This window comes from Thermomicrobium roseum DSM 5159, from assembly GCF_000021685.1.
GTDB lineage: Bacteria > Chloroflexota > Chloroflexia > Thermomicrobiales > Thermomicrobiaceae > Thermomicrobium > Thermomicrobium roseum.
The window spans coordinates 1,801,672-1,816,072 of record NC_011959.1 but is presented as its reverse complement, the minus strand read 5'-3'; the positions used below and the strand labels follow the sequence as shown (position 1 = coordinate 1,816,072).

At 64.7% G+C, this 14,401-nt stretch carries 12 protein-coding genes; 5 read left to right on the top strand and 7 right to left on the bottom strand.

Annotated elements, in window-relative coordinates; translation table 11 throughout:
* Positions 1-32 precede the first annotated feature (32 nt).
* Positions 33-1,100, bottom strand: a complete 1,068-nt coding sequence (locus TRD_RS08450) for an Ldh family oxidoreductase (protein WP_041436068.1) — start codon at positions 1,098-1,100, stop codon at positions 33-35.
* Positions 1,101-1,268: 168 nt separating this feature from the next.
* Between TRD_RS08450 and TRD_RS08445 the strand changes: the two genes are divergently transcribed.
* A complete protein-coding gene (locus TRD_RS08445; protein ID WP_015922751.1) occupies positions 1,269-2,144 on the top strand; it encodes a universal stress protein in 876 nt (291 codons plus the stop codon).
* A gap of 71 nt (positions 2,145-2,215) precedes the next feature.
* Here the strand turns inward: TRD_RS08445 and TRD_RS08440 are convergent, their stop codons facing one another.
* The 3 genes from TRD_RS08440 to TRD_RS08430 all read right to left on the bottom strand — a co-directional run bounded on the left by TRD_RS08440 (position 2,216) and on the right by TRD_RS08430 (position 6,162).
* On the bottom strand, positions 2,216-3,235 hold the full coding sequence (locus TRD_RS08440) for an alpha-ketoacid dehydrogenase subunit beta (RefSeq protein WP_015922750.1): 1,020 nt from the start codon (positions 3,233-3,235) through the stop codon (positions 2,216-2,218).
* Entirely contained in the window at positions 3,232-4,269 is a 1,038-nt protein-coding gene (locus TRD_RS08435) for a thiamine pyrophosphate-dependent dehydrogenase E1 component subunit alpha (protein WP_015922749.1), read from the bottom strand. The genes TRD_RS08440 and TRD_RS08435 overlap by 4 nt, the downstream gene beginning before the upstream one ends.
* Before the next feature lie 210 nt (positions 4,270-4,479).
* Complete coding sequence (locus TRD_RS08430) at positions 4,480-6,162, bottom strand: FAD-binding protein (protein WP_015922748.1); 1,683 nt, start codon at positions 6,160-6,162, stop codon at positions 4,480-4,482.
* Positions 6,163-6,584: 422 nt separating this feature from the next.
* Between TRD_RS08430 and sucC the strand changes: the two genes are divergently transcribed.
* From sucC to TRD_RS08415, 3 genes are read left to right on the top strand one after another with little or no spacing between them, the layout of a single operon-like run.
* The gene (sucC, locus tag TRD_RS08425) at positions 6,585-7,721 is read left to right on the top strand and encodes an ADP-forming succinate--CoA ligase subunit beta (RefSeq protein WP_041437016.1); all 1,137 of its coding nucleotides are present in this window, start codon (positions 6,585-6,587) and stop codon (positions 7,719-7,721) included.
* 14 nt (positions 7,722-7,735) lie between these two features.
* The gene (sucD, locus tag TRD_RS08420) at positions 7,736-8,611 is read left to right on the top strand and encodes a succinate--CoA ligase subunit alpha (RefSeq protein WP_015922745.1); all 876 of its coding nucleotides are present in this window, start codon (positions 7,736-7,738) and stop codon (positions 8,609-8,611) included.
* A gap of 22 nt (positions 8,612-8,633) precedes the next feature.
* On the top strand, positions 8,634-9,281 hold the full coding sequence (locus tag TRD_RS08415) for a class II aldolase/adducin family protein (RefSeq protein WP_015922744.1): 648 nt from the start codon (positions 8,634-8,636) through the stop codon (positions 9,279-9,281).
* 190 nt (positions 9,282-9,471) lie between these two features.
* Here the strand turns inward: TRD_RS08415 and TRD_RS08410 are convergent, their stop codons facing one another.
* The 3 genes from TRD_RS08410 to queC are packed head-to-tail and all read right to left on the bottom strand — an operon-like array spanning position 9,472 to position 13,786.
* On the bottom strand, positions 9,472-11,940 hold the full coding sequence (locus TRD_RS08410) for a YfhO family protein (RefSeq protein WP_041436066.1): 2,469 nt from the start codon (positions 11,938-11,940) through the stop codon (positions 9,472-9,474).
* Between the two features lie 14 nt (positions 11,941-11,954).
* Positions 11,955-13,058, bottom strand: a complete 1,104-nt coding sequence (gene ychF / locus TRD_RS08405; protein WP_015922741.1) for a redox-regulated ATPase YchF — start codon at positions 13,056-13,058, stop codon at positions 11,955-11,957.
* Positions 13,059-13,105: 47 nt separating this feature from the next.
* Complete coding sequence (queC, locus tag TRD_RS08400) at positions 13,106-13,786, bottom strand: 7-cyano-7-deazaguanine synthase QueC (RefSeq protein WP_015922740.1); 681 nt, start codon at positions 13,784-13,786, stop codon at positions 13,106-13,108.
* 80 nt (positions 13,787-13,866) lie between these two features.
* Here queC and TRD_RS08395 point away from each other — a divergent pair, with 80 nt between their 5' ends.
* Positions 13,867-14,397 (top strand): metal-dependent hydrolase, encoded by a 531-nt coding sequence (locus TRD_RS08395; RefSeq protein WP_052294088.1) that lies wholly within the window; start codon positions 13,867-13,869, stop codon positions 14,395-14,397.
* The last annotated feature ends 4 nt before the right edge of the window (positions 14,398-14,401 follow it).

Sequence of the window (14,401 nt, the reverse complement as noted above, 5' to 3'; positions counted from 1 at the left end):
CGTTTCCCGTGCTTCGCCGGGAAGCGGCCTACTCAGGCGGGCAGCGGCACACCGTAGCGCGTCGCGATCTCGCGGAGTGTCGCCAGTACCTCGGGATGCACGGGAATACCGTTGGCTCGCCGTTCAGCTTCCGTTTCCGCTTCCAGATCACCCGGCACCAAGACCCGCTCGGCACCGTCGGTTGGACGAGCACGCCGCAGTTCTCCGAGCATGTCGTCCATATCGGCCAAAAACTCTTCGAGCGGGCGAAATGCGTCGATGCGGATCGCCATGAAAGCATGACCCGTATTGGAAGGGCCGATCGTCTCGGAGCGCGAGCCGCCCACGTACTTGGCCCACACGCCACCCGCCAGTTGGCCACACAAGACCTCGACGAGCAGCGCCAGCGCATACCCCTTGTGGCTGCGCAGTTCGGGGAATGCACCGAGCGGCGTCAAGAAGCGCGCGGCGAACGGATCGGTCGTCGGTCGTCCCTCGGCGTCGAGCGCCCAACCGAGAGGAATCGGCTGGCGATTGCGCCGTGCGATCTCGATCTTCCCCCAGGCAACGGTGCTGGTCGCACCGTCGAAGACGAGTGGGCGCTCCTTGCCCGCCGGAATCGCGAAGGCGATCGGTGCTGTGCTGAGATAGGCATCGCGCGCGTGCGGTGGCACGACGAGCGGCGTTGCATTGGTCATCGACACGCCGATCATCCCAGGAACCTCGAGCGCCATCGTCGCATAGTAGCCAGCGATCCCGTAGTGATTACTGCGACGCACGGTCGCCAGACACAAGCCGCTCTCCTGCGCTTTCTCGATGCACCGTCGCATCGCACGGTAGGCACTCGGAAAGCCCATCCCGTTGTCGGCGTCGAAGGCGATCGTCGCCGGTGTCTCTGCCACTGCGTGAAAACGCGGGCGCAGGTTGACTGCACCAGCCTCGATCCGGCGGACGTAGTAGTCCAATCGCGCCACACCGTGCGAATCGAATCCGCGTACGTCAGCGGCCACGAGGATCTCCGCACTGATCGCCGCGTCCTCCTCGCTGAGGCCCGTGCGGAGAAAGACTTCGGTGACGAAGCGTTGCAGTTCCTCGACCGGAAGACGAACCGCCACTGGCATCCTCCTCAGCGCTGAACCGACGCACCGACCTGTCGGCATGATAGCGCATGCTGACAGCTCAGCGCGTGCGTGGTAGGCTGCAATTGCTCGGGGATCAATGGAGCGAGCGCGACACCGATCGGGAGAAGCGAGGCATCGGGCAGAACAGCAGTGGGGAAGGGGGATACGATGATTCGCTCGGTCGTGGTGCCACTGGATGGATCGGAACTGGCAGAAGCTGCGCTTCCGTACGGGCGGGCACTCAGCGAGCGGTTCGGGGCCAAGCTCTACCTCGTCCGAGTGGTCGATATCGATGCGCCGGCCGAGATCGCGGCGGAGGCACGTGACTACCTCGCGCGCGTCGCACGCCAGCTGGGGGGAGAGACCGACATCACGGTCCGCTACGGCGATCCAGCAGCCGAGATCATCGATTTCGTTCTCGAACTCGACGATCCCGCGATCGCGATGACGACACACGGGCGGAGCGGGATCGGGCGTTGGCTCTTTGGGAGCGTGGCTGACCGTGTCGTTCGCGGGGCCGGTGCTCCCGTCCTGCTGATCCGCTCCTCGATGCCACAGCGTGAGCCAGGTGTGGTGCGCTCGATCCTCGTACCGGTCGACGGCTCAGCGCTGGCGGAAGCTGCGATTCCCTATGCGAGCGAACTGGCACGCCGGTTCGACGCGACGATCCATCTCGTACGAGTGGCCGAGACGCCGGAGATCTACAGCTTGCTCAGTGTCCCAGCCGGTGCCCCGACTTCAGCTGATGTCCTGAACCAGTTAGCTCAGCAACTCGTCGAAGCCGCCACGAGTTATGTGCAAGAACTCGGCGAGCGCTTGCGGGGCGAGGGTCTGCGGGTCGAAACCCATGTTCTGGAAGGGATCGCACCCGAACAACTCCTGGCCTTCGAGCGCGAGCGACAGCCGGATCTCGTCGTGATGGCGACGCATGGTCGGAGTGGCTTCAGTCGTGTGGTGTTCGGCAGCGTGGCCGAGCGGCTGCTCCGCGAGGGGACAGTCCCCTTGCTCCTGATCCGTCCCCCCGAGGCAGCGCAAGCAAGCTGAAGGAGAAGGCTGAGAGAGCGAAAACGGGCGCCGGGGATGCTTTTCCCCGGCGCCCACTGGTGCCGACTCGCTCAGGCTCGCGCACCAGCCGCGAGCAATGTTTTCGCCTCGTTGACGATACGCTCGACACTGGGAATAACAGCGCTCTCGAGCGGTTCCGAGAAGGGAATGGGAACGTCCGGAACCGCCAGCCGACGGATCGGCGCTTTGAGCGCATCGAGCGCACCGGCTTGCACGCGGAAGGCGATCTCGCCGGTCATCCCGTAGCTCTGGTAATCCTCATCGACGATGAGTACACGCCCGGTCTTGCGGGCAGAAGTCACGAGCGTCTCGCTATCGAGCGGAACGAGCGTCCGCAGGTCGATGACCTCGGCCGAAATACCGTCGCGCGCCAATTCCTCGGCAGCCCGCAGGCAGCGATGCACCATGAGGCCAGCCGCGATCATCGTGAGATCGCTCCCCTCCCGGCGTACCGCAGCCTTGCCGAACTCGATGGTATAGCGCTCCTCCGGTACCTCTTCCTCTTGGCCCTCGAAGGGAAGGAAGGGTAGGCCAGTCAACAGCTTGTGTCCGAAGATGACGACCGGGTTCGAGTCACGCAGCGCACTGATCGTGAGCCCCTTGGCATCGTAGGCGGTCGCGGGGACAACCACCTTGAAGCCCGGCACATGGGCAAAGAGTCCATAGAGTACCTGCGAGTGCTGAGCAGCATCGCCGTACCCACCACCGATCGCGGTGAGAATGGTGACAGGCATCGCGAACTGGCCACCGGACATATAGTGATTCTTGGCGATATGGTTGTACATCTGGTCGAAACCAGCCCCGAGAAAGTCGACGAACATGAGCGAGACGACCGGATGCATCCCGACCGATGCTGCGCCAGCTGCCATGCCGAAGAACGTTTGCTCGGTGATCGGTGTATCGATCACGCGATCGCGACCGTACTTCTGATACAGACCCAACGTGAAGCCGAACACCGCGCCCCAGTAGGTGACGTCCTCACCGAGGACGACGATGTCCGGCCGCTCAGCCATTTCCTGATCGATCGCTTCGGCGATCGCGAAGGCTATCCCTTTCATCGTCCGCGTCATCGGAACACCCCCACCAGCGCTTCCTGCGGATCCGGCAATGGGCTCTGCTCGGCGAAGGCAACGGCTCGCGCCACCTCTTCCTCGGCCTCTCGCCGCAGCCGCTCGAGCGTCGTGTCATCGGCCCAACCGAGTCGCTTGAGCCGCTCCGCCAGTCGCGGGATCGGGTCGAGCTGGCGCCATCGCTCGACTTCTTCGCGTGTCCGATACTCTTCGCCATCCCCCTCGAAGTGGCCGCGGTAGCGATAGCACACTGCCTCGATGAGACTGGGGCCATACCCGGCACGGGCACGCTCGACAGCATCCTTGGCTGCCCGCCAGACGTCGATGAGGTCCATGCCATCGACCAGGTAGGAGGGAACATTGAAGCCGAGAGCGCGCTGGAACTGATGCGGTTGAGCGAGCGCCTGCCACTTCGGTGTCGAATCGGCATACATGTTGTCCTCGATCACGATGACGAGCGGCAAGCGCCAGAGGACCGCTGCGTTGAGCGTCTCGGCCAGCGTCCCATGATTGGCTGCTCCCTCCCCGGCGAAAGCAACCGCCACGTGCGGTTCGCCACGGTGGCGGAACGCGAATGCCGCACCAGCGGCTTGCGGGAAGGAAGCCCCGACAATACCGCTGCAGGAGAAGCGGTGCTCGGCATCGAAGAGATGCATATGCCCGCCCTTGCCCCGGCACAAACCGGTCACCTTGCCGAAGATCTCGGCAGCCAGCTTGTCGGCCGGAACTCCTTTGGCGAGTGCATGATGATGCGGCCGGTGCGTGCTGACGACCGCATCGGGTTCCCGCAGGTGCATGCCGACTCCGACTGCCACCGCCTCCTGGCCGACCGCGAGATGCATCTCGCCACGGATCGGCCCGGCCGCCATGTTGAATTGCGGAGTCTTCCCGATGTAATAGCGGTCAGCGATCGTTTCCTCGAAGGAACGAATCAGGCACATCTGGCGGTACGCCGCGAGCAGCTTCTCTGGGGAGAGACCAGCCTTCTCAACGGTGTACCGCAAGTCAGCGAGACTCGGCTCCGGCTTCCACATGCCGCACCTCCCTCACTGCACCGCGGCTCTTCCTTCGTGGGGTTCTCTATTTTCCAGTGTAAGCTGTTTAGCTCACCTGTCAAGAGGCGATCGGCGAAGCCTTCATCCAAACGAGAACCCAGACGAAGCTCTACCGAAACGTCTCTTACGGCGAAAGCGGACAGCACACCTGTTCGGTCGAGCGGCCATTTCGCTTCAGCGCCCCTCGCTTCATCGCCCCGTCGCCAACGCATCGCTGAGCTGTCTCACCGCATGCAGCATCCCGATATAGGCGAAGGTGCAGGCTGGACCGATCGTCGAGCCGGGCCCTGGATAGGTCCGGCCCATCACGGAAGCGGTCGTGTTCCCCGCCGCATACAAGCCCAGGATCGGTTGACCGTCTTCGCGCAGCACGCGTGCCCACTCGTCGGTGAGCAACCCACCCTTCGTTCCCAAATCACCGGGATAGATGGCCGTGGCATAAAACGGCGGCTTGTCGAGCGGGCCGAGGTTGGGATTGGGCCGGACTCGCGGATCACCGTAGAACCGATCGTAGGCACTTTCGCCACGGTGGAAATCCTCATCGCGTCCGACGAGAGCCATCCGATTGAACCGCTCGATCGTTCGCTCCAACCCGTCGGGATCGATGCCACAGCGGTGAGCCAGCTCACGCACGGTCTTCGCCCGCACGAGGAATCGCTCGCTCGTCATCGACCGCGGAGTGATCATGGGTGGTACGAATCCGAAGGGATAGAAGCGACGATGCTTGCTGTCGATGATCAGCCAAGCGGGAATCGCCGGTATCGTTCGGTGTCGTTCGTACTGCCAATGGCCACAGTCGACATAGGAAGCCGATTCGTTCATGAAGCGTTGCCCGCTGGAGTCGACGATGATGCTGAAAGGAAAGGAGCGCTCCCAGAGAACGAAGAGCGGTCGTCCATTCGGCATGATGGCGGTCGGACCCCACCAGGCATCGTCCATGAGCGCGAGTGCTGCCCCAATCGCCTGAGCAGCCCGGATCGCATCGCCGGTGTCGCTCGGCGGAGCGCTCGTCCATTCAGTCGTGATCGGATGCGGGTGATAACGTTCGCGCATTTCGCGGTTCTGCGCGAAACCGCCAGAAGCGAGCAGGACGCCGCCACGCGCCCGCACGCGTACCCGCCGCCCCTGATGCTGCACCACCGCACCGACAACAGCACCATCGTCGACCAGGAGCTCGACCAGCGGGCTTTCCAGCCAGATCGGTATGCTCCGCTGCACACACAGCCGGAGGAGCTGGCCGACCAGCGAGGCACCGAGCGTGAGCGGGACACGCCCGCGCAGGCGCCAGGAGAACAGGCGCCAGGTAACACGAGCCGCGGTCGCAGCCCCCTGCAGAGTACGCAAGGCGAGCGCGAACTTCGCTGCTTCGTTGGTGTGGAGCGGCACGCTCGGTACGCTGGGATACCGATGGAGACGCGGCAGCCAGGGTCCGAGTTCCCGCCCGTCGAAGAGTGCCCCCTCGATCGCACGGCCGAAGGTCGATCCCCCCGGCTTTTCCGGGTAGTAATCCGGATAGCCAACGGCCGCGCGCCAGCGGAATCCGAGGCGCTCGAGGAATTCGACCATCTGTGGCCCGAACTCGAGAAAAGCTCGTCGTCTTTGTGGCGAAGATGCCGGTCCAACGTCACCGATCACCTCGTCCATGTAGCGCAGCGCACTCTCGAACGAGTCCTGCAAGCCAGCTCGGCGACTCACTGGGTTATTCGGGATCCAGAGTCCTCCTCCTGACCAGGCGGTCGTCCCACCGACGAAGGCGGTCTTCTCGATCACCAGCGGCTCGAAGCCATGCTCTTTCACCACCAGCGCACCGACCAGGCCCGCCCCGCCACTGCCGACGACCAAGACATCAGTCTGATAGTCAAAATCCGGCATGCTGCACCTCCCCTGGCATCGGATCGTGCAGGTCGATCATGGCGCCGGATAGTTGCGGAGTCAATCGAGCGATCCGGCATCGCTCATCCGGTCACCGGGGGGAGCCACGTCACCGGAACGCACTCTGCTTTGCGTCCCACGGCAGATCGTGCTGCCCCTACTGGTCGTCGATCGTGGCTACCGGCGATCGCCCAAGCAGCCAGCTGTCTTACTCACCGACCACGCTGGGGACGGACCCTCGTTGCCTCTTTCTTCCGGCAAGACCGATCGCGCACTGGATACTGTCGCCATGACAGCCGAGCGAGGGAGTACGGATCGGCACCAGGGGGCGAGACCACCTTTTCAGTCATGGCGAACGCGCGCCGAAAACGGTGACGCCACGTGGTATGATCGGCGCGGTAGTCGAGTCGGAAGGCGGGGCGATGGATCTCCACGAATATCAAGCAGCAGAACTTTTTGCACGGTATGGGATTCCGGTCAACCGTGGGATCGTGGCCCGGACTCCAGAGGAAGCCAGCGCTGCAGCCGAACAGTTGGGCGGCCGGGTCGTGGTGAAAGCGCAGGTCCACGCCGGAGGTCGCGGCAAAGCCGGTGGAATCCGCCTGGCCGATGATCCAGTCCAGGCCGAGGCTGTTGCCCGGCAGATCCTCGGTATGGAGATTCGCGGGCGGATCGTCCGCAAAGTGCTGGTTGCGCCAGCAGTCGCCTTCGAGCGGGAGTATTACCTGGGGGCTGTGCTCGATCGCGATAGTCGTCGCATCGTGGTGATGGCGAGCAGCGCGGGCGGTGTCGATATCGAGGAAGTCGCCCGCGAACGCCCGACCGCGATCGTCCGCGAGCAGGCTGATCCCTTCCTCGGTTTCCTCGACTTCCAGGCGCGGCGGCTCGCCTTCCGGCTCGGCATCGAACCGGACCTGGTGCGGGGTTTCGCGACGATCGCTCGGCAACTCTACCGCGCTTTCGTCGACAACGATGCTTCGCTGGCGGAGATCAATCCGCTGGTCCTCACACAGGATCGCTCCTGGCTCGCCCTCGATACCAAGGTCGTGCTCGACGACAACGGATTGTTCCGGCATCCGGATCTGGCCGAACTCCGCGACCCCGAGGAGGAAGACCCGCTGGAGCGGGAAGCCCGGCTGGCAGGGATCAGCTTCGTGCGCCTGAACGGGACCGTCGGGTGCATCGTCAATGGAGCAGGGCTCTCCATGGCGACGATGGACGCCATCAAACTGTACGGTGGGGAGCCAGCGAATTTCCTGGACATCGGTGGAGGAGCCTCGGCGCAGCGGGTGGCGGCGGCTTTGCGGATCGTCGTCGCTGATCCCAACGTCCGCGCCATTCTGGTCAATATCTTCGGGGGCATCACGCGCGGCGATGTGGTGGCACAAGGGATTCTCGAGGCCCTGCGCCAAGTCGAGGTTCGCGTGCCGATGGTGATCCGTCTCGTCGGAACGCGCCAGGAGGAGGGGCGTCGCCTGCTCGAGGAAGCTGGTTTCACGGTCGTGGACACGATGGAAGAAGCAGCGCAGCGAGCCGTGGCACTCGCGCAAGGTCAGTGAGGCGGGGGCGGGAGATGGCGATCCTGGTCGACGAGTCGACGCGGTTGCTGGTGCAAGGAATCACCGGGAAGGAAGGCTCGTTCCACACCGGGCAGATGATCGAGTACGGGACCAGAGTTGTAGCGGGCGTCACACCGGGAGCCGGCGGTCGAGTCGTGCACGGTGTCCCAGTGTTCGATACGGTCACCGATGCCGTCGCTGCCACCCAACCCAATGTCTCTTTTATCGCTGTTCCGGCGCCGTTCGCTCCCGATGCGATCCTCGAGGCGGCCGATGCTGGCATCCCGCTCATCGTCTGCATCACCGAGGGGATTCCAGTTCTGGAAATGCTCCGGGTTTACCACGCCGTCCGTCAGCGCGGCGTGCGGCTCATCGGCCCCAATTGCCCGGGACTGATCTCGCCGGGCAAGGCCAAGGTGGGCATCATGCCGGGATTCATCCACACGCCCGGGCCAGTCGGTATCGTCTCGCGCAGTGGAACGCTTACGTACGAAGTCGTCTGGGCACTGACACGCGCAGGCATCGGCCAATCGTCGGCCGTCGGCATCGGCGGCGATCCGATCATCGGGACCTCCTTCGTTGATGTGCTCGAGCTGTTCGAGAACGATCCAGAGACACGCGCCATCGTGCTCATCGGTGAGATCGGCGGAGCCGACGAGGAAGCAGCCGCAGCCTATATCCGGGAGCAGGTGACCAAGCCTGTCGTCGGCTTCATCGCCGGGCGCACGGCCCCGCCCGGTCGACGCATGGGACACGCCGGAGCGATCATCAGCGGCGGGCGGGGAACAGCTGCCGAGAAGATCGCCGCACTAGAGGCAGCTGGCGTGCACGTCGCGGAGCGACCGGCTGAGATAGCCGACTTGATGCGCGAGATCCTCGCGAACACGTGACGATGACAGACAGGAGAGGCGAATGCCAGTCGAGCTCGTCCCACATCAGAGTCTCATCGCACTCGGTCGGCTGGCGGGGAGTCGCGGGTACCTGTGGGGGACTGGCGGTAACCTGAGCCTGCGGCGCAGCGAGTCGCACTTCCTCATCACCATGCGAGGAACCGCCCTCGACCAACTCGACTCGCAAGATTTCGTTCTCGCCCCGCTCCAGGGCGAACGGGACGAGCCGCCGGAGGCCTCCACCGAGATTCAGCTGCACCGACGCATCTACCAGGCACGTCCCGATGTGCGCTGCGTGATCCATCTTTCTCCGTTCTACACGACGCTCGTCGCGTGCACCGACCTGGAACTCCCGACCGATATCGTTCCTGAAACAGCGTTGTACCTCGGTGAAATCGCTCGGGTACCCTACATTCAGCCTGGCACTGACGAGTTGGCTCGGGCTGTCGCCGAGGCGCTCGGCAAAGAGCGCTCGGTCGTCATCATGGCGAATCACGGCGTGGTCACCGTCGGCGAGTCTCCGCTCGATGCATTCCGGCGAGTCGAGGTGCTCGAGTTTCTCTGCCGCATGGTGGTGACAGCCCGGAGCGCTGGACTGGAATTGCATCGGATCGGTCCCGACGCTGTCGCGAGCCTCCGCCGATCCTATGGCGTCAAGGCACGAGGGTAAGCCGTTCGCGTGTCAACTCGCCGGGCACGCTCCGGGCTGGTAGGCAGAAAGCTTGCCTGATCGCCTGGACAAAACAGCGATCGGTTGCGCTCTACCGCCACATCGACGCGGGAGCGAGAAGATCACCACGGAGAGCGTACCCGCACGCGTTGCGGTCGGGCACCCACTCGCCACAGGCACAGCGAAGGCATCATGGCTCGTCAGCTGGTGAGGACAGCGAGGCGGCAGCAGTCCGCGCGACGCGAATCCGGCTCAACCGGTGCAGCAGCGGGAAGAGAGTCAGCAGGAGCACACCCGCAGCCACACCAGCGATTCCCCACTCGAGATATGGCGGACGATAGCGGAACTCGACGCGATGCTGCCCCGCCGGCACCCAGATCGCCTGGTAGAGCCCGTCTGCCGTGACGACCGCAGTCGACCGGCCATCGAGTGCAGCACGCCAGCCGGGGTCAGCTGTGATCGCCACGACGAGGTACGCCGGGCCGCTCGTCTGGACATCGAGCAGCAAGCGATTGGGGCCATCCCAGCGAGTACGCACGGTCCCGCTCGCACCCGGGTCAGCTGGTGGCAGCGGTTCGGCGAGGAGGAGATCCTGCTGCGGGTCGAAGTCAGGGCGACAGACGCGATCGAGCGCTTCGTCCACGCTCGCCACCTCGGCGCGACCACGCAACCAGGCGCGCGGCAAAGCGGATCGGTTCTCCCAGATCACGAGTCCAGTCGACGTGTGCAGGCGGTCTTCCCAGTGGGGGGCGAGTGGTCCACTCTCTGGCCGAGTCAGTATGAAGCGGACGTTCAGGAGATCGAGGAGCGGGAGAGCGGGTTGCGCTCGGACGCACTCCAGTGCACGCGCCATGGAGGCCGGTTGCATCGGATCGAAGAGTCCCCCCGCATCCTCCAGGCCGTACACAGCCGCCGCGCTCGGCTGCCAGCGGATGGTGAGCGAGAGAAGACGCCAGGGCTCGTCCCGACTCGCTTGCCGGAGAAACGCGACTGTCTCCGCATGCCGGAAGTCGACGAGGAGATCGTCGGGAGTCGGATTGAACGGTGCTGTGGCGCTGAAGAGATCCAGGACGACGAGGAGCACGCCAGCCAGGCCGAGGAGCGGCGCTGGCCACCGCGTTCGGAGACCGCGGAACCAGAGCGTCGCCAGACCGAGCCAAAGGACGAGCATGAGCGTCCCCTCCAGGGCCAGCACAGCCCGTTCCGGTGGTGACGAACCGCTCACGATCGCGTTGAGAAAGAGCGGAGCAGCGAACAAGGCGAGCGCCGCGAGAACGAGCAGAAGCCGGCGCTCCCAGCGACGATGCAACGAGGGGGACACGACACCAGGCTCGAGCGCCGCTGCCAGACCGAGCGCACTCAACAGGGCCAGCACGAGATCGACGAAGAGGAGGGAGCGCGCTGGTGCACGGAGGAGATCCGCGAACGGGACGAAGCGATACACCCAGCCGTGCAGCGGTGTCGCTGGCCCCAGCGCGTGGAGCAAGGCGATCAGTCCGATCCCGGCGAGTGCCCAGCGGAGCGGTTCTCGACTGAGCGCGAGCGCCAGACTCGCCAGAAAGAGCGTCACCACCCCGGCATATGCCCAGACTTCGCCGCTCGCCCAGGGTCCCCACCAGTTCGTGGGATTGTCACCGAAGAGCCGCGGCAAGAAGAAGTTCACGAGCGCGATCGGCTGGAGCGAGAACTCGCTCGCTTGTTCGTAACCCAGGCCACCGGCCCGCACCGACCGCCGGGCCAGGTCGAGGGACGGAAGGAGCGCCGGCGATGCCGTGAGCACACCGCTCGCGACCGGTAGTCCACTTCGCGCGGCGTCCGCAAGAAGCCTTCCGGCACGCTGCCAGACCTCCACGGGCTCCGCTGCGCGGTGGCGAGCGGCGATCGCCAGCAACTCTCCCGCGCGCCAGCGGACGAAACAGGCCAACCACCAGAGAGCGCTCGCGCTGAGACCATAGAGAACGGTCTGCTGATGCCCACCCGTACAGAGCAAGAACGTCGCGCTCGCCGTCAACAAGCTCCAGCGCCAACGCGACGTGACGACGCTGCGGGCGAGCCCGAGCCAGAGCCAGGGAATCCAGACCGCAGCAGCCAGCATCGAATAATGGCCGAGATGGGCAACCAGAAATCCGCTATACGGAAAGACGATTCCCGCGACGAGACTCGCGATCCGTGGGAGTCTCAGCCCGAGCCGGGCGAGCGCATAGGCACCAGAACTGGCGACGAGATACTGAGCGAGCACGAGGAGTTCGAGAGCGCCGTAGCTGAAGGGACGCGCGAGGAGATACAAGATCCAGTTCGGTGGGTAGAGCAAGCCGGCCTGATAATTCGCCCAATGCGGCAAACCGCTGAACAGCGTCGGGTTCCAGTACGGTATCTCCCCCTGCTGGACGACGCGCGCGGCGAAGGCATGGAGGGGGAAGAAGAACGAATTCAGGTCGCCACCGCCGCGCGGTACCTGCGCAGCGCTCAGGAGTGGTCGCCAGAAGAAAGCGACCCAGGTGAGGAAGAGTGCTCCCGGCGCCGCGAGTTCGGCGGCAAAGCACGACCGCCGTCGCCACAGGCTGGTCGTCACCACCAGCCAGGTCAACCCCACGCCGGCAACCAGCCACAGCGGCAGGAGTCCGCTGGTTCGCGGCGAAAGGTCGACATCCACGGCCATCGCCCTCCCGGCGATCAGACGTTGAAGAGAATGTGGACGATGTCGCCATCCTGCACCACGTAGTTCCGGCCCTCCAAGCGGAGCAGACCAGCCTTCCGCGCTTCGGTCAATCCACCCACGCGGACGAGATCCTCGTAGTGCACGACTTCTGCTCGGATGAAACCCTGCGCCAGGTCACTGTGGATCGCACCAGCAGCCTCGACTGCTGTGGCACCGCGCTTGATAGTCCACGCACGCACTTCGTCCGGTCCAACCGTGAAGAACGAGATGAGGCCCAGCAGCCGATACGAGGTCCGGATCACGCGATTCCGGGCAGGCTCGTCGATGCCGAGTTCCTGCATGAAAGCAGCTGCCTCCTCTGGGGCGAGCTGAGCCAGTTCCATCTCCAACTTGCCCGGCAGCGCTTCGACCGCAACCCCGGGACCGCTTACGTGCTGGCTGGCAGCCGCCAAAAGTTCTTCCGCCTGGGCCAGTCGCTCCTCCCCGAGATTGAGCAGAATGAGCAGGGGTTTCTGTGTCAAGAAACCGAAACCGCGGAGCAGCTTTTCCTCGTCCGGCTCGAGTTCGATCGCCCGGATCGGCTTCCCCTCGCTCAGGGCACGATGCAAACGCTCCAAGACTGCTCCTTCGCGTTCGTGCGCCTCTCGCTCCGGGCCGCGCAGCTTCGGGATCATGGAGCGGATCCGCTGCAGTCGCTTGTCGACCATCGCGAGATCGGTGAAGAGGAGCTCCATATCGATCGTCGCGATGTCGCGGAGCGGATCGACCGATCCTTCTGGATGCGGGACCGCTGGATCGTGAAAGGCTCGGACGACATGGACGAGCGCACTGGCCTGCTGGAGAATCCCGAGCAGGCGCCCACCGAGTCCTCGCTCATGGATTCCCTTGGCCAGACCAGCGACATCCCAGTACTGGATCTCCGCTGGCACAGTCCGGCGTGGTCGGAAGAGCCGTGTGAGTTCGTCGAGTCGCGGGTCCGGCACTTTGACCGTGGCCAGGTTCGGTTCGTCCTCGGCACCACTGAAGGTTCCGGTCGCCGCCTTTAAACCGGTCAAAGCATTGAAGACAGTGGTCTTTCCGCTCTGGGGAAGCCCGATCAAGACGAGCTGAACTGGCATGCGATTCCCCTCCTCGCACCGGGCCTTGTTGTACCACGCACCAGAAATCAGCGCTGGAGCAAGGGATCAGGCACCCCTGCCTCCGCGAACGCCTGGGCCCGCAAGCGGCACGAATCGCACTCCTGGCAGGGACGCTCACCGCCACGGTAGCACGACCAGGTCTCGGCGTAGTCGACACCGAGCCGGAGACCGAGTCGGACGATCGCTGACTTGGGAACATCGAGGAACGGCGCCAAGACCGGAATCCGTCGTCCCGTTTCGACGAAGCGCCGCGATGCCAGATCCGCTGCCTGCTGATAGGCGGCGAGGAACTCTCCGCGACAATCCGGGTACCCGCTGTAGTCGACTTGACTCACCGCGATCGCGACCGCATCGGCATCGATCGCTTCCGCATAGGCATGGGCGATCGCGAGGAAGACCAGGTTGCGCACCGGCACGTAGGTGGAGGGGATTCCGCTCGTCGGCTGCCTGGGTATCTCTCCCGAACCGACGAGAGACGACCCGCCCCACTGCGCGAGATCGATCGTGACGACCCGATGTTCGGCGAAACGGAGTTTCTCCGCGATGGCTCGCGCTGCTTCCAGTTCCCGTTCGTGGCGCTGACCATAGCGGAAGGAGAGCCCGTAGAGCACGAAGCCGTAGGCATCGAGCAAATAGGCCAGTGTCGTGCTGTCCAGTCCACCCGACAGGAGAACGACAGCGCGCTGTGATCGCTTGCGGGGTTCCACTCTTCACCCTCCTCGGCCAGACCGACCTGCCTGTCCGCTCCATCGAGTATGCTCGGGCGGGGAAGGATGGAGGCAGGAGCATGCGGCGTTGGCTCGCGACGCTGCTCACCTGGGGTATCGCCCTGATCGCGCATCGCGCATGGTCGGCAGCACCGCCCGGATCGTGGCGACGCGGCGTGAGTGATGCTGCCTCGCACGCGGCATCGGGACTGGCGACTGTCTTGCCGATCACCGGGCAGCTGCCGGCTCCCGGTCGTCTGCTCGCCGGGGCACTCGTCGGTTCCCTCATCCTCGATCTCGATCACGTCGCAGCCGCGCGTTCGCTGCGTCTTTCGGCCTGCATGACGATGCCCTCCCGCCCAGCGACGCACTCAGCCGCGGTGGCGTGCCTGCTGGCACTGGTGACGATGCGTCGAGACCGGGCGCTCGGACTGGGGCTGGGACTCGGGCTCGGCGCTCATCTCGTCCGCGATCTCGCCACTGGCGGGGCTCCCCTGCTCACACCCAAACGCTCGGTCAGCGTCCCCGAGGAGTGGATGATCCCGCTGCTCGCTGGCATCAGTGCGCTGGGCTGGTGGGGAGCTCGGCGCAGCCGGTCTATCGAGCGATAGAATA

Coding starts and splice junctions, on each gene's coding strand:
- TRD_RS08435 (WP_015922749.1), bottom strand. CDS start 4,269: ATGTGGAAGCCGGAGCCGAGTCTCGCTGACTTGCGGTACACCGTTGAG.
- sucD (WP_015922745.1), top strand. CDS start 7,736: ATGGCGATCCTGGTCGACGAGTCGACGCGGTTGCTGGTGCAAGGAATC.
- TRD_RS08450 (WP_041436068.1), bottom strand. CDS start 1,100: ATGCCAGTGGCGGTTCGTCTTCCGGTCGAGGAACTGCAACGCTTCGTC.
- ychF (WP_015922741.1), bottom strand. CDS start 13,058: ATGCCAGTTCAGCTCGTCTTGATCGGGCTTCCCCAGAGCGGAAAGACC.
- TRD_RS08415 (WP_015922744.1), top strand. CDS start 8,634: ATGCCAGTCGAGCTCGTCCCACATCAGAGTCTCATCGCACTCGGTCGG.
- TRD_RS08410 (WP_041436066.1), bottom strand. CDS start 11,940: ATGGCCGTGGATGTCGACCTTTCGCCGCGAACCAGCGGACTCCTGCCG.
- sucC (WP_041437016.1), top strand. CDS start 6,585: ATGGATCTCCACGAATATCAAGCAGCAGAACTTTTTGCACGGTATGGG.
- TRD_RS08445 (WP_015922751.1), top strand. CDS start 1,269: ATGATTCGCTCGGTCGTGGTGCCACTGGATGGATCGGAACTGGCAGAA.
- TRD_RS08395 (WP_052294088.1), top strand. CDS start 13,867: ATGCGGCGTTGGCTCGCGACGCTGCTCACCTGGGGTATCGCCCTGATC.
- TRD_RS08430 (WP_015922748.1), bottom strand. CDS start 6,162: ATGCCGGATTTTGACTATCAGACTGATGTCTTGGTCGTCGGCAGTGGC.
- TRD_RS08440 (WP_015922750.1), bottom strand. CDS start 3,235: ATGACGCGGACGATGAAAGGGATAGCCTTCGCGATCGCCGAAGCGATC.